Below are 23,629 nucleotides of genomic sequence, written 5' to 3'. Positions count from 1 at the left end.
CGGGGCCCTCGCCTCAGCTTACGCGCGAGAAATCGAGGTCGCGCGCGGTGAAGATGCGGATCGGCTCGCCCTGTCGCACGCGCACGGTGGGCGAACGCTTGCCGTCCTGCTCGGCTGCGGAGGCGGCCGCCGAGGCCCCGCTGCCGCCCAGCACGACCGCGCCGGCACCACCGGTTGCCAGCGTGCCGAGGCCGCCGACGACCGACAGCAGCATGGCCGAACCGAAGCGCTTGAAGAAGCCGTTGCCCGAGACCTTGCCTTCGAGGCCCGTCGTGCCGTCGAAGCCGATGGCGGGCGAGGCGAGGTTTACCGAGGCGCCATCGGGCCGGATCAGGCGTGTCCAGATGACATAGGCGCGTTTCTGGCCGTTCTGCATGCCCGACTGGTACTGGCCGATGAGGCGGCTCGAACGCGGCACCAGCACCCGTGTGCCGTCGAAGCTGCGCACATCCTGGCTGACCACGGCGCGGACATAGCCCGGTACGTTGGTGTCGATCGCGGTTTCGAGGATCGCGGGGATCAGCGTGCCTTGCGTTACCGTGGTCGCGGGATTGCTCATCGCCTTGGCCTGCGCCGGAGCGCCGCCGACACCGCCGACGCGGCTGGCGAAATCGCTTGCCGAATTGCCGTTGGCAGCGCCAGACTCACCGGCCGCAACAGCCTCGCCCGCGGCGGCTCCTGCGGGCGCGCTGCCGGCGTCGAAGACCACGGTCGGGTTGCTGTAGGGATTGCCGCCCGGCTCGACCTGCGGCGGCGCAGCGAGCACGGGCGCCGGGGCGGGAGCGGCCATGGCGGCCTGCTGCGCCTGCGTCGGACGTTCGATCGTGATCGCCGGCTTTGAGGCCGGTGCAGCGACCGATGGTGCCGCCACCTGCGGGCTGCCGACGCTCGGCTGCTCGGGCAGGCGCGAGGCGTTCATGCTCCACAGGGTCACCGCGCCCAAGCCCGCCACAATGGCGATGCCGGCGACCATGCCCATGGCTTCACCCTTGCCGCCCGGTCGGGCCACGGCGGGAAAGGCGTTGCGCTGCGCAAGGTCGATGACTTCGGCGTCGCTCTCGTCGCGCGGGTCGGTGTCGTTGGCGACCTTGCTGGTCTCGGGGATTCGGTTTGCAAGACGCATCAGTTGTCTCCCTTGCGGGCAAGGCCCGTTTCGCCGAGCGGCACGGCGGCGCGTTCGGGCCCGGTGTTGACCAGCGTTGCGCTCTCGTCGCCAGAGCGCAGGATGATCGAGCGCGGCACGCCGTCGATGACCACGGTGTCGCCGCGTACGGTGTAGTTGACCGGCCCCTCTACGCCCTTGGCGTTGGCGACGAGGATCGCGGGAACCTCGCGCCCGGTGGGCCAGGTGAGGAAGGTCGCTTCGCCATCGTCGAACGCGCGTTCGGGGAGGAGCGTGGGTGCGCCCTCGCCGTTCCAGGCGAAGTTGAGGTCTGCCGGATCGACGGCGGAGAAAGGATCAGCCGGCGCTGCCTGCGTCGCGGCGGCATCGGCCATGCGGGCCTTGCGCGCTTCTTCTTCCGGATCGACCGGATAATCGAAGCGCAGAACGTAGAGCGGCTTGGCCGTCGGGCTGGCGACCAGGTCGAAGAGATAGGTGCGCTTGGTCGTGACGACCGTCAGGTTGGTCGCGGCGCGCGGTTCGAGCGGCTTCACGAAAAGGATATTGGCGCGCTTGTTCGGCGTGACCTGCCAGCTTTGCGAATTGCCGATGGCGACATTCTCGATCGTCTCGTCCTCACCGAAGACGATGCTGGCCTGCACGTTCACGCGGCCCGGCAGGGTGACGACCGAATATTCGTCGTACAACACTTCCTGCAGGCGCGGATCAGCCAGCGCCGGGGTGGCGAGGAGCGAGAGGGAGAGCGCGGCGAGAGCGACGCGTTTCATGAGCTTTTCTCCGTAGAACCGAGACTGCGCGGCGGGGCGGACTTGAACCGGCTGCCGATCCCCGTCGTGCGGCTGGGACCCTTACTGGCAGGTCCCGTCTGAGCGCCGCCTGAAGCAGTCGCGTAAACCTTGGTGGTGCGCGAGACGGAACTCGCGCTGTCGTTGGCCGCAGCGCCGGTCGCAACAGCTGAAACGTCGATCCGCCGCGCCTGATCGCTCGCCTGCGTGGCGGCCTGCGCCTGAGCGAGCGGCTGGACGACCTGCGGCGCGGGCGCCGGGGACGCTGCCGGAGTGGCGGATGCGGTTTCCGCCGAGGGGACGAGGCCGAACACGCTCCAGCCCGACACCATGGCACCGGCCACCTTGAACACCATTACCATCAGCGCGACATGCACCGCGCCGATCATGAAGAACGCCATGCCCGCCTGCGCCGGGACGGTGCCCGGATTAGCCGTCAGCGCGGAAAGGATCGGGACCGAAAGCTCGAGCATGATCGAGCCGCCGAGCACCGCGAACAGCGGCGCGAGCGCGCACATCACCACGCCCTTGAGCCAGCCGGTGAAGAGGCCGCGCGTGCCGTTGAACAGCGCTAGAACCACGAAGACCGGCCCTAGCGCCACGAGGATACCAAGCGCGATCTTGGTCGTCACCAGCAGGCCGACCGTGCTAAGCATGAAGAGCATGGCGCCCAGCCACATCATCCCCTTGGGCGAGAAGGCCGAGAAATCGCTCTCGCTGCCACTCGCCTCCTGGATGGCGATGAAGACCACGTCGATCTTCTGCGCGAAGACGTTGGTCGCCGAGCCCTGCACGCCGGTGAGCACACCCGCCAGCCAGTCCGGCGTGAAGACGAAGAGGTTCCACACCACGCTCTGGTAGGCAACCCAGCTGGTCGCAAAAGTTAGCACGAGGCCCAGTGTCATCATGCGCGGCACGAGGCTGCGCACGCCAATATTGGTGCGGCCCGTCAGCAGCAGGAAGCCGAAGATCGCGATGTAGATGGTGAGCAGCGCCGTCAGCGCATAGCTGAGCGCGCCGCCCGAAGCAAAGAGCTTGCCGAAGGCCGCCGCGCTCGCCTCGCCTGCCACGCAGTCGACGCCTCGCAGCGCGGCTGCGACCCCGTTGCCTACCTGTTCGGCAGCCTGCTGGCAGGTGGCGCTGGTCATTCCGCCGCCAATCCGATCACCGGCTCGTCACCCTGGGCGTGGTCCGGACCGCCCGGCCAAGCCGTACCGGTGAGCGCGGGGAACCAGTCGGCGGGCGCATCGCCCATCGCTTCGCGCAGCAGGTCGAGACGGCGGACCGAGCTTTCGCGGCCTGAAAGCAGCGTCAGCACTTCGGGCGCGCCCGACAGGTCGAGGCGCACCACCACGCTCGCATCGGGCTGGCGCACGAGGAAACAGCGGCTGTGCGCCGGCAGAGTGCGGATCAGCGCGAGCTCGTGGCTTGTAAGGCCGAAGCCATCGCAATAATCCTCCATGCGGGCGCGGCTGTTGGGCATGAAGACCATGGTCGCGGTCTGCTCGACCAATGCGGTGGAAATACGGCTTTCCAAGGCATCACGCGCCGACTGTGTGGCGAAGCCGACCAGCGCGTTGCGCTTGCGCAACGTCTTGAGCCAGTCGCGGATGCGCGCGGCGAAAATCTCGTCGTCGAGCGCCTTCCAGCCCTCGTCGATGAGGATCATCGTCGGCTTGCCGTCGAGGCGCTCCTCGATCCGGTGGAAGAGGTACATCATCACCGGTGTGCGCAGCTTCGGGTTCTCGAGCAGCGCGGTCATGTCGGAGCCGAGCACGCGTGCGGTCAGGTCGAGCTTGTCTTCAGCGTTATCGAAGAGCCAGGCGTTCTCGCCCTCACCGATCCATGCGCCCAGACGGTCGGCAAGATCGCCCGGTTGCGGACGCTTGCTGCCCGAAAGCAGCTCCTTGAAATGACGCATGCGGCGCAAGCTCGGATCATTGGCATAGGCCGCATCGACCGCAGACGCGATGGTGGCCTCTTCCTCCGGACCCTCTGCCTTCAATAGCACGCCCAGCCAGTCGCGCAGGAAGGCGCGGTTGCCCGGCGTATCGGGCAGCGCCATCGGGTTGAAGCCGGTCGGCTCACCCGCGCGGATGCTGTCGTAGCGCCCACCGATCCCGCGCACGAAGAGTTCCGCGCCGCGGTCCTTATCGAACAATATGGTGCGGGGCGCGAACTTCTGCGCCTGCGCGGCGAGGAAGTTCATCACCACGGTCTTGCCCGACCCCGACGGCCCGATGACCGAGAAATTGCCGAGGTCGCCATGGTGGAAGTTGAAGAAGAAGGGCGTCGCGCTGGTGGTCTCCAGCAGCGTCACCGCTTCGCCCCAGTGATTGCCCTGCGCCTGCCCCAGCGCGAAGCCGTGAAGCGAACCGAAGCTCGCCATATTGGCGCTGGAAATCAGCGCGCGGCGGACGAGATAGCCCTCGTTGCCGGGGAACTGGCCCCAGAAGGCGGGTTCGAGATTGGTGTCCTCGCGCACGGCGATCGCGCCGGTATCGCCCAGCGAGGCGGCGCAGGCGGCGGTCGCATCGTCGAGGCGGGCCAGGCTCGTTTCTTTGACCATCACGGTGAGATGATGATCGCCGAAACCGACGGCCCCTGCCCCCAGTTCGTCGCGCGCCGCCATCATGTCGGCGCGCTCGGCGATGGCGTCCTCATCCGCGCTTTTCAGGCGGCGGATGGCAAGGTCCATGCGTTCACGCGCGGTCTGGCGTTCTGCGGGTGCGTAGCTTTCCGAAACGACCATTTCGAACGGGAGCCGCAGCAGCCCGTCGAGCAGGCCAGGACTGGTCGCTTCGGGATAGTCCTTGAGGCCCAGTATGGCGCCGAAATCGGGCGAGCCCGAGCCGCGCATTTCCAGCGCGTCGAGACCGAAACTGACACGGCGGTAAGGCAGCATCATGCCAAGATCGACATCGTCCGAAGGCTTGCGGACAGGGCGCATCTCGCCGTTGTAAAGCGCCGAGAGCAGCTCCAGCATTTCGGAGTTTACCGCGCCCTGCGGCCCGACGTAATCGCCTAGCACACTCGCGCCATAGGCCTGTAGCGAAGCCACCAGCCCTTGCGCCGCCGCGCGAAGTCCGCGCAGATCCTTGGGGTCCGCTTCGAACTGGTGCTTGCGCCCCTTCGCCTTTTTCGAAATCCGCTCGACAAGGCCCGCCTTGCCGCGTGCGGGGCGACGGATCAGGGTGATGAACTGGTCGTTCACGAACAGCTGGCCCGAGCCCAACCGCTCTTTCCAGCGCGCATCGATGTGGCGGCTGATCGGATCGGGGAATTCCGCATCCAGTTCCACCGACACGCGGCGGCGGATGACATGGTGATACATAACGAAGCGCGCGTCGAGCGTCGAACGCAGCATCACCTCGCGCGTTGCCGCATGGGCGTTTAGCGCCTCGCTATCCTCGGTCTCGAACAGGAGGCCGGGAACCTGGATCGCGGTCATCACGCTGCCGTCGCGCAGCAGCACTGTGTTCTCATCGACCAGCTTTGCATAGGGCAGGCGGTCGCCCGCGCGGGCTTCCTTCTCGCTCCAGGCGGCGGGGCCGATCCACTTGGTCTTACGCGGCATAGGAATTGCACCCCCAGCGCTTGTAGTTTGCAACGCGCGGGCACTTCGAAACCTTGGTGATCCAGAGGTCGAAAATGCGCGGTTCGCGCAGGCAGGCGAAATAGCCGACACCGTGCATCACGAGTGCGGCGAGCAGGGCCCAGAAGCTGCCGGTGATAAGGAAGACTTCGGTCGTCACGATCCCGTTGATCACGAAATAGTTTAGCGTCACGCCCGCAAACATCTGCGGGCGGGTGAGCGCTCTGTGGACGGGGTGGCGGACGAGCGCGGTCATACTAGCCTGCCGCGCCCTGGATACCGGCCACGATCGTGCCTGCGCCGAACAGGATGAATACCCCGAGGATTACGGTCGCGCCGAAGCGCCAGTTGAGCCGGCCGGTCAGCATCATGAAACCGACGGCGGCCACCGCCATTACAGCCACAGCAGTCGCGACATTGCCCAGCAGCGTGCCCTGAAGCCAGGCCAGCGCGTTGACCACCGGGCCTGAGCCCGCCGGATCCTGCTGCAAGGCCTGCGCAAAGGCAGTCGAAGGGTTGAGAAGCGCGGCGAGGACCGCAAGCCTGGCGATAAGCGATTTCAAGTTACTCTACTCCCGTGAGTGATCGGCAAGGCGGCCCATGATCGAGGCCACGTAATTCTGTGTTTCGCGGATGCGCGGGATGCCTCCTGCGCGCTCCACCCGGCCGGGGCCGGCGTTATAAGCGGCCAGCGCCTTTTCGAGATCGCCGTCGAACCGGTCGAGCTGGGCACGAAGGTAACGCGCCCCGCCTTCGAGGTTGGCGAAGGGATCGCGCGGATCGACGCCCAGGTCGCGCGCGGTTCCAGGCATCAGCTGCGCAAGGCCCTGCGCGCCGGCGGGCGATACGGCGTCATGCCGCCAGCGGCTTTCCTGCCAGACCATTGCCTCGATCAGCGAGGGGCTGAGGTCGTAGCGTGCGGCCAGTTCGGCGACCTTCGCCTTGTAGGCCTGCGGAACGTCGGCCGCGTGATCGGCAGGGTCGCCCACGATATTTTCCGGCACGTCGATCTCTGCCGGCACTTCGGCAAGCGCTTCGCCCGCGCCGAGCTCGATCGCCTGGGCAGGAGCCATCGTGGCCTGCCCGCCAGCCTTCCAGCGCGCGCCGTCCGCGTCGATCTCCAAGACATCCGCCTTCGCCGGGAAGGCGGTCAGCGCGATGCAGGCCAATCCTGCAACAAGCGCCAAGTGTGCGCGAATCATGGTCGGACACCCTCCGTGCAGCCCCATTGGATACCCTACATGACACTGGGGTGACAAATAGCTGAATATCCTCCTGCAAACAAACGGCCCGCGTTTCGGCAAGGAAACGCGGGCCATGTTGGATATCCCCGGTCGTTCGGCGGGAAAATCAGCGCACGGCAAGCGCCTCGTAGCCGCGGAATTTGCCGCTATCGAGCATGGCAAGGCCCTTCCTGGCGAGCACGCGCGAATCGACCCAGTCGCCGCTGGCGGTCTCAAGGTCGAAACGGTCGGCGTGGCGGACGGCGGCGGTGAAGCTTTCGCGCGCTGCATCAAATTCGCCCACGCGCGCGAGGGCGACGCCGTGGTTGATCTGCAGCGCCGGATCGTCCGAGGCGGCCGCGCCGCATTGCTCAATGGCCCGGAGCGCTTCGCGCCCCTCGCCCGAGACGAGTTCTTCATAACCCATGGTGCAGTCCGCTTCCGGTGCGGAAACGATCATTACAGGTCCGTCAGCAGCGACCAGAAGCGCGGCGGCAGCGATAAGCGACATTTGATTTCTCCCAAACTTGTAGGGTGAAAATGCCGCAATATTTCGGCTCCTGCAACAAAACCGTAACATTGTCACAATTCTGAAATGTGCGCGGTTCGTCCGGTTATCTGTTGAAACTGCAACATAACGGTCACGTAGCGACACAAACTGTCACACAGCGCTCCTAGCTGGCGAGTCGCGATCAACGAATTCGCACTTCGAATTTCGACTCAATCCGGTTTTTTGAGGGGACCGAACCCGTGACCAATCTTCATCGCTCGCTTATCCTCGGCGCGTCCGCAATCGCCCTTTCGGCTTGCGGCGCCGACGAAATCGTTTCGCCCGGCACCGGCGGCAACGTGACCATCAACAACGGCGGTGGCGGCACCCCGGCCCCGACGCCCACCCCGACCCCGGGTGCCACGCTGGTGACCCCGGCTGCCGGCTGCCCCACGATCAGCGATCCGGTCGGCCTCACCGACAGCGGCACGATCTCCGGCCCGACCGGGGAATACCGCGTCTGCACCATGCCCGCGCGCTTCAGCGCCAGCTCGACCCTGCCCTATATCGAAGGCCTGCTCTACCGCATGAACGGCCGCGTCGATGTCGGCACCGACGGCGGCCCGGCAGCCGACACCAGCGACGGTCTCGACGACACCGATGTCGAACTTACCATCGAGCCGGGCGTTATCGTCTATGCCTCGGGTTCGAGTTTCCTCAACGTCAACCGCGGCAACACCATCCAGGCGAACGGCACCGCCGCCCGCCCGATCGTCTTCACCAGCCGCGACAACGTCCAGGGCCTCAACACCGACACCTCGTCGGGCCAGTGGGGCGGCGTCGTCCTATCGGGCCGCGCCCCGATCACCGACTGCATCGCCGCCGGCGCCACGCCCGGTACCGTCAACTGCGAACGCCAAGTCGAAGGCGCCGCCCAGCCGGCCATCTACGGCGGTGCGCGCATCGACGACAGCTCGGGCAGCATGGAATACGTCCAGATCCGCTATTCGGGCTTCGTCCTTTCGGGGGACAGCGAGCTCCAGTCGCTGACCACCGGCGGCATCGGTAAGGGCACCAACCTCAGCCACATCATGAGCTACAACAGCTCGGATGACGGCGTCGAATTCTTCGGCGGCCGCGTCAACATGACCAACCTCATCGTGGTCGGCGCGGAAGACGACAGCATCGACACCGATACCGGCGTGAAAGCCAACCTCCAGTACGTGATCGCGATCCAGCGCCCCGGCGCCGGCGACACGATCATCGAAGCGGATTCGGACAACGCCTTCAACGAGAGCACGCCGCGTCAGAACACGCGTATCTCGAACGCCACCTTCGTGCACCAGAACGCCAACGACCAGGTCATCCGCATCCGCGGCCATGCCGACTACTCGATCGCCAACTCGGTCATCGTGTCGGCACAGGACACCGCCTGCCTGCGCATCGACGGCCAGGAAGAGCTCTCCCAGACCACCGGCCCGGACGAAAGCGGCCCGGTCTCCTTCGACAGCGTCGTGCTCGACTGCGCCACCCCGTTCCGCGACAGCTCGGGCGCGACCGCAGCGGAAATCCTGGGCGTCTTCGACAACGGCACGAACAACAATTCGATGTTCACCAACACGCTGCAGTCGCTGTTCCTCAACGGCAGCAACGAAAATGGCGTGATGGTCTTCGACGTGACCGCCTGGGCACCCTTCTTCACCCTGCCCGACAATATCGGCGCTGTCTTCGACAGCAACGCCAGCTGGGTGAACGGCTGGACCTGTACCTCGAGCACGGTGACTTTCGACAGCGCGACGTCGGCCTGCACCAGCCTGCCGGTCTACGACTGATCCCGATCCAGCAGGATGGGGGCGCGCGTCAGAGCGCGTCCCCATCCTCATTTGCAAAGTTTCCAATTCCCGACCTTATCTGAGGGGGTCAATTCCATGTCATCCGGCAAGCAGCTCACCGCCCTGCTCCTGCTCTCCACCGCCCTGACCTTCCCCGTTGCCGCGACCGCGCAGAGCACGGGTGCCGAAGGCCCGCCGCCGACCGAAGAGGAAGTTCCCGACGAGGAACTGACGCAGGATGTCGAGGACGCGAACGACACCGTCCCCGGCGATATCGCCGAGGAAGAACAGGCCGAACCCGACATTTCCGTTCCCGGCGGCACCATCGTCGTCACCGGTCGCCGCAACCGCGACGTGACGCGCGCCTCCCCGCAGGTCGTCACCGTGCTCGACACCGCGACCATCGCGCGTACCGGCGAAGGCGACATTGCCGGCGCGCTGGGGCGCACCACGGGCCTCTCGCAGCAGGGTGGCCTCGTCTATGTCCGCGGTCTTGGCGATCGCTATTCGCTGGCGCTGCTCAACGGCCTTCCGCTGCCCTCGCCGCAACCGCTCAGCCGCGTGGTCCCGCTCGACATCTTCCCGACCAGCGTGGTCGCCTCCAGCCTCGTGCAGAAGACCTATTCGCCCAACTTCCCGGGTGAGTTCGGCGGCGGTGTCGTCAACCTGACCACCCGCGCCATCCCCACTGAGAGTTTCGTGACCGTCAGCGGTTCGCTTTCGGGCGACAGCGAAACCACCTTCGGCCCCGGTTACAGCTATTTCGGCGGCGACTGGGACTGGACCGGCTTCGACCAGGGCCGCCGCAATGTCGAGAATTACGGCGCGTTCCAGGGCTTCTTCGACAGCGGTGCACGCATCAACGACGAGGGTGTCGACACAAGGGCGATCCTGAAGGACATCAATGACCCCAATCTCTATCTGGTCCAGAAGATCGGCGACCTGCCGGCGAATTTCAGCGCAGGCATCACGGCCGGTACCTCCTTCGATGTGGGTGCCGACGGAATGCTCGGCATCATCGCTACCGGCTCGATCAGCAACAAGTGGCGCAACCGCCTGATCACCAAGCAGACGGCTTCCAACGCCGAGCTGGAACTCGACAGCGATTTCCGCGAATTCGCCACCGACAACCGCGTGCTTGTCAACGGCCTGCTGGGCTTCGGCTTCGAGATTGCGGAGCACAAGTTCCGCTTTACCAACTTCTACATCCACGACACGCTGAAGCGCGCGTCGATCGAAGAAGGTATCGACTTCCAGAACGACGACCAAGACCTCATCCAGGACACCTCGTGGTTCGAGCGCCAGCTGTTCAACAGCCAGTTCGTGGGCGAACTCGAGTTCGGCGATCTCTCGGTCGATCTGCGCGGCGGCTATGCCCAGACGCAGCGTGAAGCGCCTTTCGAATGGACCTTCGCCTATTCGCGCCCGGTCAACAGCCCCAACGATCCGTTCGGCGAGCTCTATCTCAACCTGCTCGACAACCAGCGTGGCCGCGCCACGGTGGCCTTCAGCGACCTGACCGAAGATCTCTGGTATGGCGGGATCGACGTCGGCTATGTCTTTACCGACTGGCTGAGCGCGACGATAGGCTATGCCTATACGGATACCGACCGCACCTCCACGCGGCGCGAGTTCGACATCCGCGCGTCCTCCGGCTTCCCCGAAGGCCTCGGCGTGTTTCGCCCCGACAACCTTCTCGGCGATGCCTTGATCGACCTTGCCTTCGACCGCGACGCGCAGGCCGCCGGCGGCATCGGCCCGTACGAGCTCAACATCTTCGAGACGACGCAAGCCGACCCGGCCTTCGCAGCGGCGCTGGAAATCCACGCCGGCTACGGCAAGGTGAACCTGCGCCCGATCGACCGTCTCTCGCTCGATGTCGGCGTCCGCTACGAAACCGCCGTCCAGTCGGTCGACGCCATCGAGGTCTTCGCCGAGCCGCTCGGCTCGAGCAGCGCAACCCTGCTGGAAAACGATTACTGGCTTCCGGGCGGCACGCTGACCTGGGAAGTCACCGACAGTTTCCAGCTGCGCGCCAGCGCCTCGAGGACCATTGCCCGCCCGCAGTTCCGCGAGCTGATCTTCCAGACCTATTTCGATCCGGAAACCAACCGCCAGTTCAACGGCAACCCGCGTCTCGTCGACAGCCAGCTGACGAATTACGAGGCCCGTGCCGAATATTACTTCGGCGGCGGCAGCCGGGCGAGCGTGGCCGGGTTCTACAAGGACATCGAAAACCCGATCGAAGTCTTCACCAGCTTCTCCGACAACGAAATCATCAGCGGCTTCGCCAACGCGCCGCAGGCCGAACTCTACGGGGCAGAAGCGGAATTCCAGTACAATTTCGACCTGTTCGATCTTGGCGGCTGGTTCGAGAGCCAGCAGCTCGTCGCAATCGCGAACTACACCTACACCCAGTCCGAGATCAAAGTCGGGGCCGACGACACCGCGCGGGTCTTCCCCTTCGCCGATCAGCCGGCCGCCAACTTCTTCGACGACGGCGTGTCGCTGACCGGCCAGTCGGACCACCTCGTGAACCTCCAGCTAGGCCTCGAGGATCTCGACCGCCTGAGCCAGTTCACGCTGCTGTTCAAATACGCCAGCGAACGCGTCACCAGCCGCGGCGCAGGCCCGCTGCCCGACATCATCGAAGAACCGGGCATCAGCCTCGACTTCGTGGTGCGCCAGGGCTTCGAGCTCGCCGGTTCCGAAGTCGAGATGAAGTTCGAGGCCCGCAACCTCACCGGGCAGGATCACGAGGAATTCCAGACCAACGGGACCGACCGGATCGAGATCAACAGTTACGAAGTCGGGCGCAGCTTCAGCCTCGGCGCATCGATCAAATTCTGAGGTATCCTCCTCGGATAGACTCGAAAGGACCGCTCTTCGGAGCGGCCCTTTTTTCATGTTCAGAGGTGCGGTGGGACCGTGTCAGTGGCTGTCGTAAACATAGCCGAGCGAGCGGACCGTGCGGATGGGATCGCCCACCCCGACCTGCCGCAGCGCCCGCCGCAACCGGCCGATCCAGACATCGACCGTTCGCTCGTCGATGGGCGGGTCCTGCTTACCCAGCCCGTCGATGAGTTCGCTGCGGCCGAGGACACGGTCGGCGTTCTCGGCGAAGAAGCGGAGCAGGCGGAACTCGTTAGGGCGCAGGGGAATGGGCTGGTCCTTCCAGCGCGCCTGCAAGGCAGGCATGTCGATTTCGAGGTCGCCCAGACGGAATGGGCGCGTGCTGGCCTGCGCTACCCTTCCGCTGCCGAGGGCCAGCACCCGGTCGAGCACGCTGGTGCGGTCGATCGGGCCGAGCACATAATCGTCGGCGCCCGCCGCCAGCGCCCGGCGCTTGTTCTCGGCATCGCAGCTTTCCAGCACCATGGTGATGTGGGCATCGCCCGTCCGACTATCGGCGCGCAGGCGACGGCACATTTCGAGACCGGATAGATCTTCCAGCACCCAGTCGACGAAAACGCATACCGGGCCTTCGAGCAAACGCCGCGGCCCGCCCGACGCGAGACGGTCGAAAACATAGGTCGTCTCGCCATTGTCGAAATTGTCGTATCGTTCGACCTGCGGGTCGGTCATGAGTATATAGATGACGGCCACGAACGCGTCCCTTGCCCCCTGATGGTGGGCCAGCGATGGCGCATGGATGTGACCGGTTTGTGACCTTGGCGCGCATGGCTGTAACAGTCGTAAACTTCAGCTTTCGCGCAGGGTGACGGGCCCGAAGGAAGGCGCGGTCGAGGCAACGCCGACCGGCATTTTCGGCAGATAGGGTTTCTCCAGCCGCTCGACCTCTACTTCAGTCAGATCGAGCGTGATGGCATCGACCGCGGCGCCGATGTGACCCGGCTTGGTGGCCCCGACAATGGGGGCGGTGATGCCCTTGGCGAAATGCCAGCCGAGCGCCACACTCGCGCGCGATACGCCGCGTTCCTCGGCAATCGAGCCCACCGCCTCGATCACGGCGCGGTCGGCCTCGATATTCTGCGTGTAGAGCATCTTGCCGAAGCCGTCCGTCTCGCTTCGCACGGTGCTTTCGTCCCAGCCCCGCGCCAGCCGTCCGCGCGCCAGCGGCGACCATGGGATGAGGCTCACGCCTTGGTCCTCGCACAGCGGGATCATTTCGCGCTCTTCCTCGCGGTAGAGCAGGTTCACGTGGTTCTGCATCGAGATGAACGTCGTCCACCCACGGCGGCGGGCGACTTCCTGCGCCTTGGCGAATTGCCACGCCTGCATCGAGGACGCGCCGATATAACGCGCCTTGCCCGCCTTCACGATGTCGTGCAGCGCTTCCATCGTCTCTTCGATCGGCGTGGTTTCGTCCCAGCGGTGGATCTGGAACAGGTCGACATAATCCATGCCCAGCCGGCGAAGGCTGTCGTCGACGGCTTGGAACAGACTCTTGCGCGAAAGCCCGCCCGCGTTGGGCGTGTTGCGCCAGGGCAGGAAGGCCTTGGTGGCCACCACGATTTCGTCGCGATGGGTGAACTCGGGCAGCAGCTTGCCCACCAGTTCTTCCGACGCGCCCTTTGAATACATGTTGGCGGTGTCGAAGAAGTTGATCCCCGCTTCCACCGCCTCCCGAAAGAAGGGTCGGCTTTCTTCTTCGCCCAGCACCCAGTCGCCGTGCCAGCCCTTGGTCGTGTCGCCATAGCTCATGCAGCCAAGGCACAGGCGCGAGACCTTGAGGCCGCTGGGTCCGAGATTGGTGTATTCCATTCCCGCTCAGCCGCCCACGCTCATCCCGCCATCGACGCTGATCGTCTGGCCGACCACGTAATCCGCCAAGGGCGAGGCGAGGAAGAGCGCAACGCCCGCCATGTCCTCGGGCAGGCCCAGCCGCCCTCGCGGCGTTTCGGAGATGATGTGCTTCTGGGTCTTCTCGTCCTTGAGGAAGGCGTCGTTTATCTTGGTGTGGACATAGCCCGGCGCGATGCCGTTCACGCAGATGCCGTCGCCCGCAAAGGCCACGCCCAGCGATTTCACCATGCTGATCGCGCCTGCCTTGCTCGCGCCATAGGCCGGGTTGCCGACGAGGCCGCGATAGCCGCCGATGGAGCTTACGATCAGCAGCGATCCGCCCGTGTCGGCCAGTTTCCGCCGAACCGCGTTGGCGCAATCGAGCAGGCTGTCGAGGTTCACCGCCATCACCGCATCCCATCCCTCGCGGGTGAATTCCTCGCGGCCATAGCGCGCAATGCCCTGGCACAGCACCACGACATCGAGCCTGTCAGGCCAGCCGAACGTATCCACGGCTTCGCGATCCGCGACATCGAGCGAATGGAAGGCGAGGCCCTCCATCTCGCTGTCGGGATAGTCTTCCGCCGAAGCGTGCGTGCCGGTCACATGGACCGTCGCGCCGCGCTCGCGGAAGCCCTGCGCGATGCCGTTGCCGATGCCGCTGGTGCCTCCGACGACGAGGACGGTCTTGCCGGAATAGTCGAGCGGGTCGCTCATGCTGCCTGGAAGCCCGCGAGGCGCTGGGTGATGATCGCGTCGGCCTCGGCCATGATGTTGTCGATGAGTTCCTGGCAGGTCGGGATGTCGTTGATGAGGCCTGCCACCATGCCGCAGGACCATGCGCCTGCGTCCATATCGCCTTCGGTCATGATGCGCGGATAGACGCCTGCGACCTGTTCGATGATGTCCTCAAACTTGAGGTGAGCACCCTTCTCCTGCTCGATCTTGAGCAGTTCCTCGACCGCGTCGTTGGTCATCACACGCTCGGTGTTGCGCAGCGGGCGCATGACGAGGCGGGTGTCGAGTTCACTCGCCGCGACGATCGCCGCCTTCACGTTTTCATGCACCGGTGCTTCCTTGGTGGCGATGAAGCGCGTGCCCATGTTCATCCCGTCCGCCCCCATGGCGAGCGCGGCGACAAGGCTGCGTCCATCGGCCATCCCGCCGCTGGCGACGAAGGGCATTTCCAGCTCGTCCGCCGCGCGCGGGAGCAAAATCATGTTCGGGATATCGTCCTCGCCCGGATGGCCGCCGCATTCGAAGCCGTCGACGCTCACCGCATCGCAGCCGATCGACTGAGCCTTTAGGCTGTGGCGCACGCTGGTGCATTTGTGGATCACCTTGACGCCCGCGTCCTTGAAGAAAGGCAGGACCTGCGCCGGGTTGTTGCCAGCCGTCTCGACGATCTTCACCCCGCCTTCGATGATGGTTCGCACGAGGCCCGGATAATCGGGCGCGTTGACCGTCGGCAGGAAGGTCAGGTTCACGCCGAAGGGCTTGTCGGTCATGTCCTTGCAGCGCGCGATCTCGTTGGCGAGCTTTTCGGGCGTCCCCTGTGTGAGGCCGGTGATGATGCCGAGCCCGCCTGCGTTGGAGACCGCCGCCGCCATTTCCGCAAAGCCGACATAATGCATGCCGCCCTGGATGATCGGATGCTCGATACCGAACATTTCGGTGATGGCGGTCTTCATGGGGCGTTCTCCCTTCGTGTTGCGTTTTGCAACCGGTATCGGCGGGAGGTGCTCAAGTCTAGCGCTTCGCGACCCGCTCCAGCGCGCGCAGCAAGTCGCGGCCGCGATCCGTAAGGGAAAGGCCGGCGGCGGTATCCTCGGCCAGCCCCTCGCGTTCCAGGTCCGCGCCGGTGGGTGCGCGCATGATGCGGCCGTATTGCCCGCCGTGGTAGATCAGGGGCTCGGCCTCGCGCCGGTCGAAATCGACCACTTCGCCGAGGAAGATCGCGTGATCGCCGCCCTCATATTCGAACCGCGCCCGGCAGCCGAAACGCGCCGCGCAGCCTTCGATCAGCGGCGCGCCTTCGGGACCATCGCCGAGCGAGAGGCCTTCGAACTTGTCGATAGCGGGGGTGGCGAAGCGGTCGGACATCGCCTGCTGGTCGGCCGCCAGCACATGGACCGCCCAGTTCTGCGCATCGCGGAACACCGGCAGGCTGCCCGAATGAAGCGAAAGGCTCCACAGCACCATCGGCGGGTCAAGGCTGACCGAGTTGAAGCTGTTCGCCGTCAGCCCCACGGGCGCGCCGGAGGCATCGCGCGCGGTAACGATGGTCACGCCGGTGGCAAAGCTGCCGAGCGCGCTGCGAAAGGCGATGGGATCGAACATGCGAAGGCTGCGCTAGAGCCAGCTTTGTGCGAGAGCAAGCGTCAGGCGGCTTTCACACCGGTCGGACAATAGCGCTGGAGGTACTGGTCATGGCCCGGCATCTGCTGGACAAGCCACTTGATCGAGCGTTCCATCTCGTCGACCTCTTTCGCCACACCATCGATCACCCCGGCGGCCATCGGGCTGGTGCCGTCCATCGTGATGCCCTGCCCCAGCATGACCGCAGCCCAGCTGGTGGTCGTAAATAGCTCGTCCTCCTCGCGGAAGACCTGGCCGTTCGCCTTGAAAATCTCGATTTTCTCGCTGAGCGTATCGGGCACGTCCATCGTGCGGACGTAATTCCAAAATTCGGAATCGTCGCGCCGTGTCACCTTGTAGTGCAGCACGAGGAAGTCGCGGATGCGCTCGTATTCCTTGTCGGTGAGGCGGTTGTACGTGCTCGCCTGCGCTTCGGTCACCCCGTCGAGCGAGAGCGTGGCGATGAGCTTGTTCACGCCGGTGTTGATGAGGTGGATCGAGGTCGATTCCAGCGGTTCCATGAAGCCCGAAGCAAGGCCAAGCGCGACGACGTTCTTGTTCCAGAACTTCTTGCGGCGCCCCGTCACGAACCGCAGGTGATTGGGATCGGCGGTCGGCTTGCCGGCGAGGTTCTGGACGAGGATGTCATGCGCCTCGTCGGCTTCCATGAATTCGCTGCAATAGACATGGCCGTTGCCGTTGCGGGTCTGCAAGGGAACCTGCCACTGCCAGCCGGCCTTGTGCGCGGTCGCCTTGGTGAAAGGCGGCGGCGGAGAACCGTCGTCGCGGTTGCATGGCAGCGCCACGGCGCGGTCGCAGGGAAGGAACCTGGTCCATTCCTCATAACCGGTTTCCAGCGCCTGTTCGATCAGCAGTCCACGGAAGCCCGAGCAATCGACGAAGAAATCGCCTTCGATCTCTTCCCCATCGTCGAGCGTGATGCCTGTGACGAAGCCGGTCTCGGGATGCAGGGCGACGTTCTTCACCAGCCCTTCGCGCCGCACCACGCCGCGCTTTTCGGCATAAGCGCGCAGGAAGCGGGCATAGGCGGTCGCATCTATATGATAGGCGTAGTTCATCGGCGGCAGATCGTCGCGGCCATAATCCTGCGAGCGCATGAACTTGCCGAAATGGGCCGCCATGGTCTCGAGGTTGAAGACCTGCAGCGGGCGCTTGTCGCCGCGTTCGCGCATGGCGTGCCAGACCTGGTGGAAATGCACGCCGCCCAGCTCGTAGCCATAGTCACCGAAGGGATGGATATAGCTTTCCCCGACCTGGCCCCAATTGGCGAACTGGATGCCCAGCTTGAAGGTGCCCTGCACCGCGGCCATCATCTCGCGCTCGTCGATATCGAGCGCGTTCTGGAATTCGACGAAGGGTGGAATCGTCGCCTCGCCGACGCCGACCGTGCCGATCTGTTCGGATTCGACCAGCGTGATCTTGAGGTCGCGCCCGTCGCGGATACGCGACAGCGCGGCGGCCGCCATCCATCCTGCAGTCCCGCCGCCGACGATTACGATATGTTCGATAGCCATGCGCATCCCTTGCCATCAAAGCGGCACTGTTGCCAGTCCGCCACGGTGCTTGTGAACGTTCATATTGATTGTTGTGAACGCTAACAAGTAGCGATATATGACAAATTGATCACAGGATTCGTCCTGAAGAATCGCTTGGGACCAGGGAGGATACATGTTTCGCAAAACGACTGGCGTCGCCGCATTTTCGCGTACCGCCGCACTCACCACCGCATCGGGCCTGGCACTTGTCGCCGCGCATCCTGCGCTCGCGCAGGATACCGATGGCGACATCACCGAAGAATCTGCTGGCGGCACTCCGGAAGAGCTTGATGACGAGAACGTCATTATCGTTACCGGCTTTGCAGAGTCGTTGAAAACTGCGCAAAGCATCAAGGAACGCGCCGACACGGTCGTCGACGTGATCACCGCAGAAGACATCGGCGCCTTGCCCGACCGTTCTGTCGCGGAAACGCTGCAGCGCGTGCCCGGTGTGAATATCGGTCGTTTCGAAAAGACCTCTGATCCGACCCGTTTCTCGGTCGAGGGTACCGGCGTCATCATCCGTGGTCTTCCCTATGTGCGCTCGGAACTGAACGGACGCGATATCTTCTCTGCCAATGGCGGTATTGCGCTGAGCTTTGAAGATGTGTCTCCGGAACTGGTTGGCCGTGTCGAAGTGTTCAAGAACACCACTGCCGACATGATCGAAGGGCAGATTTCGGGCCTGGTCAATCTTGTTACCCGCAAGCCGCTCGACAACCCCGGGCTGAACCTCGCGGGTTCGATCGAAGCCAACTATGGTGACCTGCGCCAGGAATGGTCGCCGACTTTCAACATTCTGGCATCGGACACATTCGACACGGCTGCCGGCACCTTCGGGCTTCAGCTGAGCTATTCGAACTCGGCCCTCAAGAGCCGTACCGATGCGTCGCAGTTGGTCGATTACTGTTACCGCCCGGCTGACCTCAGCAGCGGCTGCATTCGCGCCCAGGCGGTCGACTCGGGCGGCATCCAGGGTGATGTGCTTTTGGGTCCCGACGAGTTCCCGCCGGCTGACAGCGTTCTGGTTCCGCAATTTGCCAACGTCCGCTCGACCACGCTCGATCGTGACCGCCAGGCCTACTCGGTCGTCGGTCAGTTCGAAACGCTCGACGGCCGCCTGCTGATGACCGCAGAATATCTGCGCTCGGATACCAGCTTCTTCACCGAAGAATTCGCACTTTTGGGTCGTATCGACGATGGTGTGGCGACCAACCAGCCGCGCCCCGGTACGAGCTATGAGTTTGATGCCAATGGCAATTTCGTGAGCGGTGTTCTTACGCAGAATGTGGACGACGCTTACGCGACCCCCTTCGGCATCGGCGGCATCCCGCTGGATGCGCTGCGTTTCCTTCGTGGCACCGATAGCACCACCGAGGACTATTCGTTCGATATCGAGGCCGAATTCACCGATCGTTTCCGCGGCAAGTTCGAGGCGCAGCACGTCTCCTCCGAACTGACCCGCAATGCGGTCTTCGGCGCAACAAGCACTTGGGCCGACATTGGAATCGACCTGAGCGGCGAAACCCCCGATATCCAGTTCTTGCAGCCGTCCGGAGCGCTTCCGGCCGACGTTCCGCAGGATTATTTCGGCAGCGGGTACTACACCTACTACTGGTTCGCTCTCGACAGCCGAGAGCGCAATGATGGTAATCTGTTTAGCCTGTCGGGGGATTTCGAATACGACATCAGCGACGAAGGTTTCCTCAAGAAAGCGCGCTTCGGTGCACGCTGGGCGGCGCGCGACCGCGTTAACCGCAACACGAACTTCAGCACCTGGGGCAATTTGTCGGCGCCTTGGACCGGTCGTGCGGGCTGTTTGCCCTGGGGCCAGAACCCGTCGACCTTCGAGCCGTGCACTTACGAGCCGGGCCGTTTCTTCACTGGCCTGCCGGGCCAGGCGGACGCCATCGGAGGCGGCGCCTATACCGACGAATTCCCGGGCTTCTCGCAGCTCCGTTCGCCCTTCGCGGACAACTTCCAGCGCGGCGAGGCGGGGACTCCGATTGAAGGCGGATCGGCGTTTTTCTTCGGCGGTGATGATTTCCTCGGTGAATATCTCGCGGGAACGACCGACGAACAGGTCGCACAAATCAACGCATTCAGCGGATCCGGTCCTTTCGGCGTTGCCACCTACGGCGTGAACAATCGCAGCCGTACCCTTCTCGATGGCACGGTCGTGCAGTGCGATCCGTTTTGCCCCGGCGAAATTTCGGACGTGACCGAAATCACAAACGCGGCTTATGCCCGCGCCGATTTCGGCAGCGATTTCGGAAGCTGGACCATGTCGGGCAACATCGGTGTCCGATATGTAGAGACTAAGGTTAGCAACGATTCGACCATCGCCTTCCCCGACCCGGCCCAATTCGATGACGTGGACAATGGCGGCAATGGCGACGGGATTGTCCAGCCGACGGAGATCTCAACTCCGTGTGCTGCAATTCCCGTCGATAGCGAAGGCAGACCGGAATATTGTGATCTTGCAGGCGCTCGCTTGGCCGAGTTCGCATCGCTCTATACGGGCGAGCTGATCTCGGACACGCGCGACATCGTCTTCGATCATTGGCTTCCGTCGCTGAACGTTCGGTTCGACAACAATAACGGCATCGTCATCCGCGGCGCCGTTTCGAAGGGGATCTCGCGTCCCGACCTGAACCTGTTCAACGCCGGCGGTACGCTTGCATTCAGCGGCAACGCCGATTCGGGTCCGCTGCTTCAGCTGCAGACCGGGAATCGCAATTTGCGCCCCGTCGAATCGTGGAACTATGATCTCAGCCTCGAATGGTACTTTGCCGAGGTGGGTTCGCTTACCGCAGCCTTCTTCTTGAAAGATATCGACGGCATTGTGCAGAACGGCATCGGCCTCGCGAACTATTCGGCGCCGGACGCCGGTTCGCAGGACGTGATCATCCGTGGTCCGGCGAACGACATCTCGGGCACGCTCAAAGGGGTCGAGATCGCCCACCAGCAGGTCTACGACTTCCTGCCAGGCTTCCTCGATGGCCTCGGCACGCAGTTCTCATACACCTATGTCGACGCCAGTGACTTCCCGAACCCGAATATCTCGGGCATCGGTTCGCCGTCGGTGAACTCGAGCGGCGGCCCGGTAAACAACGGTCCGTTCGTGGCAGGCACACCGCTTCAGGGTGTATCCGAGCACACGATCAACGCCACGATCTTCTACGAGCGTGGTCCGTTCTCGGCGCGTGCTGCGTACAACTGGCGTAGCGACTTCCTGGTAACGACGCGGGACGATCTCTTCCCGTACTCGCCGATCTTCCAGGAAGCCGGCGGCCAGCTTGACGGGTCGATCTTCTACACGGTCAACGAGAACCTCAAACTCGGCGTCCAAGGTGTTAACCTGCTCGACGAAGTAACCAAGCTGTCGACCAAGGTGGACTACGACGGCACGCGCCCGATCAGCGCGGCATTCCGCAACGATCGCCGCTACACGTTCATCGCCCGCTTCAACTTCTAAGTGGGCCGGATGACCGGTTAAAAAGGCGGGCCTCGGTTGAAGCGACCGGGGCCCGTATCCGTATGGTATGCCCAGATTTGTGGGGCTTTCGAATGGCGGGATTCGACTCGCTTCATTAGACTTTACGAAGTCGGCAAACGAAATTTCGGGGGGCCCATTGACATGGCTCGGCGGCGCCAATCGGTAACGATCAAGCATGTGGCAGCGGATGCGGGGGTTTCCCTGCAGACGGTGAGCCGCGTCATCAACAACGAGCCCAATGTCCGCCCCGCGATGAAGGAGCGGGTGCAGGCGAGCATCGACAAGCTTGGATACGTGCCCTCGATCGCTGCGCAGCGGATGAGCGGCTCGCGTTCCTATCTCATCCTCGCCATCAACGACCGTGACCTGACGATCGCCGACTGGCGCGCGCGCGAAGGGCGCGACTGGGTCGACCAGATGCTGCTGGGCGGCATGCTGACCTGCGCCGAGCACGGCTATCGGATGATGATCGAACTCGTCGACACGCATAACGACCATGTCGAGCGCGAACTGGGGGCCGCGTTGGCGGCCCTCCAGCCCGACGGCGTCATCCTCACCCCGCCGCATTCGGAGAATCCGCTCATCACCGGACTGCTTGCCGAGCGCGGCATACCCTTTGCACGGATCGGTTCGAAGCAGGAAGGTCCCGGCGTGCCGATGACCATGGGCGACACGCATAACGCGCGCCTCGCCACCGATCACCTGATCGAACTGGGGCACGAACGCATCGGCTTCATCGCCGGGCCACAGGAATTCAGCCTTGCCGACTGGCGTATCGAGGGATGGCGGCAAACGATGGCCGATGCGGGCTTCGTGACAGACGGGCTATGCGAACGCGGAGATTTCGGTTTCGAAAGCGGCATGGCGGCGGCCAACAAACTGCTCCATGCCGCTGAGCCGCCGACCGCGATCATCGCCAGTAGCGACCAGATGGCGCTCGCCACGCTCGAAGTGGCCCGCACGCGGGGCCTCGACGTGCCCCGGGACCTTTCGCTGGTAAGTTTCGATAATTCGCCGATCGTCCGCTTCACCCAGCCTGCGCTGACCGCAGTCGACCAGCCGATTTCCGCCACCATATCGCGCGCCGTGGAACTGCTCATCGCGGCCCGCAAGAAGGCGCTCCCGACGGAGCCCGTCTCGGTCGTCGGCGAACTCGTCGTGCGCGGCTCCACCGCCCGCCCCGAAACTCGTGGCTGAGACCGCGCCCGAGCAGCGACAGACGCTGCGTTTCCTGTGGCTCTACGCGCTGGCCGCTGCCGGCGGGGCCGTATCCTACGTTCCCTTCCTTACCCTCTTGCTGCCTGTCCGGGCGACCGAGATGGTCGGCGACGCCAATATCGACCTGCTCGCCTATATTGCTTTTGCCGGAGCGATCACGGCCAGCCTCGCCAATATCGGTTTCGGCTGGCTGAGCGATGCCACCGGCACGCGGCGACCGTGGATCGTGGCGGGCCTTGTCCTCTCCTGCCTGCTGCTCGTCAGCATTCGGGCGACTGATAGCCCGACCGAACTGATCGGCCTGGTGGTGGTGTGGCAAGTCGCTCTCAACATGATGCTCGCCCCGCTTGCAGCTTGGGCGGGCGATGTCGTTCCCGACCGGCAGAAGGGTCTGCTGGGTGGCCTACTCTCCTTCGCCCCCGCGCTCGGTGCTGCATCGGGCGCGCTGGTCACCCTGCCCGGCCTCGCAGGACCCGACGAGCGGCTCGCCCTCGTCGCCGCGCTGGTCGCCGTCATGGTGCTGCCGGTCATCCTCTTCGGCAGGCCCGTCCCCATGCCGGACCTTACAGCGTCGCTTACGCCGGCCGAAAACGCCCCTCCGCGTTTCCCGCGGGGTGCAGTTGCGCGCATGTGGCTGGCACGCCTGCTGGTCCAGATCGCCGAGGCAGCGCTCTTCGCCTATCTCCTCATCTGGCTGACCGGCATCGACGGCAGCTTCACCGACAGCGACACCGCGCGAATCTTCGCGCTGGTTCTCGGCCTGTCGGTCCCGCTGGCCCTCTTGGCCGGGCGCTGGTCCGACCGCCGCGACCGTCCGATCATGCCGCTGGCATGGGGCGCGGGCGTCGGCGCGTTGGGTCTGGTCGCCATGGCGCTGGCGCAGGGTATCGAGGGCGCCATTGCGGGGTATCTCGTTTTCGGCCTCTCGACGAGCGTTTTCCTCGCGCTCCATTCGAGCCAGACCCTGCGCGTTCTGCCCAAGCCTGCTACCCGTGGACGCGATCTCGGGCTTTTCAACCTCACCAATACCGTACCCAGCCTCATTATGCCCTGGCTGACCCTGGCGCTCGTGCCGCTGTTCGGCTTCTCCGGCCTGTTCTTCCTGCTAGCCTGCCTGGCGACGCTTGCGACCATCCTGTTGCTAACCATGCCGAGGTCCCCCACCCCATCCAACTAGCGGCTTGATTTTGCCCTTAACGCATGG

Annotated in this window: 19 protein-coding genes; 5 read left to right on the top strand and 14 right to left on the bottom strand. The window is 64.3% G+C overall.

The genetic code is table 11. From position 1 onward, the window contains the following. Nucleotides 1-13 precede the first annotated feature (13 nt). The 8 genes from ED21_RS07995 to ED21_RS07960 all read right to left on the bottom strand — a co-directional run bounded on the left by ED21_RS07995 (nucleotide 14) and on the right by ED21_RS07960 (nucleotide 7,237). Nucleotides 14-1,123 (bottom strand): TrbI/VirB10 family protein, encoded by a 1,110-nt coding sequence (locus tag ED21_RS07995; protein ID WP_006833363.1) that lies wholly within the window; start codon nucleotides 1,121-1,123, stop codon nucleotides 14-16. After that, nucleotides 1,123-1,890 carry a TrbG/VirB9 family P-type conjugative transfer protein gene (locus ED21_RS07990; RefSeq protein ID WP_006833362.1) on the bottom strand — a complete coding sequence of 256 codons (768 nt, stop codon included), beginning with the start codon at nucleotides 1,888-1,890 and terminating at the stop codon, nucleotides 1,123-1,125. Before ED21_RS07990 ends, ED21_RS07995 begins: the two co-directional genes overlap by 1 nt. Beyond that, on the bottom strand, nucleotides 1,887-3,056 hold the full coding sequence (locus tag ED21_RS07985) for a type IV secretion system protein (protein ID WP_006833361.1): 1,170 nt from the start codon (nucleotides 3,054-3,056) through the stop codon (nucleotides 1,887-1,889). Before ED21_RS07985 ends, ED21_RS07990 begins: the two co-directional genes overlap by 4 nt. Then, complete coding sequence (locus tag ED21_RS07980) at nucleotides 3,053-5,485, bottom strand: VirB4 family type IV secretion/conjugal transfer ATPase (RefSeq protein WP_006833360.1); 2,433 nt, start codon at nucleotides 5,483-5,485, stop codon at nucleotides 3,053-3,055. The genes ED21_RS07985 and ED21_RS07980 overlap by 4 nt, the downstream gene beginning before the upstream one ends. After that, nucleotides 5,475-5,759, bottom strand: coding sequence for a type IV secretion system protein VirB3 (locus ED21_RS07975; protein WP_006833359.1), 285 nt, complete (start codon nucleotides 5,757-5,759; stop codon nucleotides 5,475-5,477). The genes ED21_RS07980 and ED21_RS07975 overlap by 11 nt, the downstream gene beginning before the upstream one ends. Before the next feature lies 1 nt (nucleotide 5,760). Beyond that, the gene (locus tag ED21_RS07970; protein WP_006833358.1) at nucleotides 5,761-6,066 is read right to left on the bottom strand and encodes a TrbC/VirB2 family protein; all 306 of its coding nucleotides are present in this window, start codon (nucleotides 6,064-6,066) and stop codon (nucleotides 5,761-5,763) included. 6 nt (nucleotides 6,067-6,072) lie between these two features. Beyond that, on the bottom strand, nucleotides 6,073-6,705 hold the full coding sequence (locus tag ED21_RS07965) for a lytic transglycosylase domain-containing protein (RefSeq protein ID WP_034922060.1): 633 nt from the start codon (nucleotides 6,703-6,705) through the stop codon (nucleotides 6,073-6,075). Nucleotides 6,706-6,853: 148 nt separating this feature from the next. Then, nucleotides 6,854-7,237, bottom strand: coding sequence for a hypothetical protein (locus ED21_RS07960; RefSeq protein ID WP_006833356.1), 384 nt, complete (start codon nucleotides 7,235-7,237; stop codon nucleotides 6,854-6,856). A 239-nt stretch (nucleotides 7,238-7,476) separates the two neighbouring features. On the opposite strand from ED21_RS07960, the gene ED21_RS07955 reads away from it, so the two are divergent. Together ED21_RS07955 and ED21_RS07950 are read left to right on the top strand one after the other, a co-directional pair. Beyond that, a complete protein-coding gene (locus ED21_RS07955) occupies nucleotides 7,477-9,048 on the top strand; it encodes a hypothetical protein (protein ID WP_006833355.1) in 1,572 nt (523 codons plus the stop codon). Nucleotides 9,049-9,144: 96 nt separating this feature from the next. Next, nucleotides 9,145-11,898 carry a TonB-dependent receptor domain-containing protein gene (locus tag ED21_RS07950; RefSeq protein ID WP_006833354.1) on the top strand — a complete coding sequence of 918 codons (2,754 nt, stop codon included), beginning with the start codon at nucleotides 9,145-9,147 and terminating at the stop codon, nucleotides 11,896-11,898. Nucleotides 11,899-11,979: 81 nt separating this feature from the next. Here the strand turns inward: ED21_RS07950 and ED21_RS07945 are convergent, their stop codons facing one another. The 6 genes from ED21_RS07945 to ED21_RS07920 all read right to left on the bottom strand — a co-directional run bounded on the left by ED21_RS07945 (nucleotide 11,980) and on the right by ED21_RS07920 (nucleotide 17,693). Continuing rightward, nucleotides 11,980-12,654, bottom strand: coding sequence for a response regulator transcription factor (locus tag ED21_RS07945; protein ID WP_006833353.1), 675 nt, complete (start codon nucleotides 12,652-12,654; stop codon nucleotides 11,980-11,982). Nucleotides 12,655-12,750: 96 nt separating this feature from the next. Beyond that, nucleotides 12,751-13,773, bottom strand: coding sequence for an aldo/keto reductase (locus tag ED21_RS07940; RefSeq protein ID WP_006833352.1), 1,023 nt, complete (start codon nucleotides 13,771-13,773; stop codon nucleotides 12,751-12,753). Nucleotides 13,774-13,779: 6 nt separating this feature from the next. Further along, on the bottom strand, nucleotides 13,780-14,511 hold the full coding sequence (locus ED21_RS07935; protein WP_006833351.1) for an SDR family NAD(P)-dependent oxidoreductase: 732 nt from the start codon (nucleotides 14,509-14,511) through the stop codon (nucleotides 13,780-13,782). After that, nucleotides 14,508-15,485 carry a nitronate monooxygenase family protein gene (locus ED21_RS07930; RefSeq protein ID WP_006833350.1) on the bottom strand — a complete coding sequence of 326 codons (978 nt, stop codon included), beginning with the start codon at nucleotides 15,483-15,485 and terminating at the stop codon, nucleotides 14,508-14,510. The genes ED21_RS07935 and ED21_RS07930 overlap by 4 nt, the downstream gene beginning before the upstream one ends. Before the next feature lie 58 nt (nucleotides 15,486-15,543). Next, the gene (locus ED21_RS07925) at nucleotides 15,544-16,134 is read right to left on the bottom strand and encodes a flavin reductase family protein (RefSeq protein ID WP_006833349.1); all 591 of its coding nucleotides are present in this window, start codon (nucleotides 16,132-16,134) and stop codon (nucleotides 15,544-15,546) included. A gap of 41 nt (nucleotides 16,135-16,175) precedes the next feature. Then, the gene (locus ED21_RS07920) at nucleotides 16,176-17,693 is read right to left on the bottom strand and encodes a tryptophan halogenase family protein (RefSeq protein ID WP_006833348.1); all 1,518 of its coding nucleotides are present in this window, start codon (nucleotides 17,691-17,693) and stop codon (nucleotides 16,176-16,178) included. Nucleotides 17,694-17,841: 148 nt separating this feature from the next. Here ED21_RS07920 and ED21_RS07915 point away from each other — a divergent pair, with 148 nt between their 5' ends. The 3 genes from ED21_RS07915 (at nucleotide 17,842) to ED21_RS07905 (ending at nucleotide 23,602) form a co-directional block, all read left to right on the top strand. Continuing rightward, nucleotides 17,842-21,186, top strand: coding sequence for a TonB-dependent receptor (locus ED21_RS07915; protein WP_006833347.1), 3,345 nt, complete (start codon nucleotides 17,842-17,844; stop codon nucleotides 21,184-21,186). 162 nt (nucleotides 21,187-21,348) lie between these two features. After that, on the top strand, nucleotides 21,349-22,404 hold the full coding sequence (locus tag ED21_RS07910; RefSeq protein ID WP_006833346.1) for a LacI family DNA-binding transcriptional regulator: 1,056 nt from the start codon (nucleotides 21,349-21,351) through the stop codon (nucleotides 22,402-22,404). Then, entirely contained in the window at nucleotides 22,397-23,602 is a 1,206-nt protein-coding gene (locus tag ED21_RS07905) for an MFS transporter (protein ID WP_006833345.1), read from the top strand. Before ED21_RS07910 ends, ED21_RS07905 begins: the two co-directional genes overlap by 8 nt. The last annotated feature ends 27 nt before the right edge of the window (nucleotides 23,603-23,629 follow it).

Source organism: Erythrobacter sp. SD-21 (assembly GCF_000181515.1).
Lineage (GTDB): Bacteria > Pseudomonadota > Alphaproteobacteria > Sphingomonadales > Sphingomonadaceae > Qipengyuania.
The sequence above is the reverse complement of the archived record's forward strand: the minus strand, read 5'-3'. Positions and strand labels throughout refer to the sequence as shown.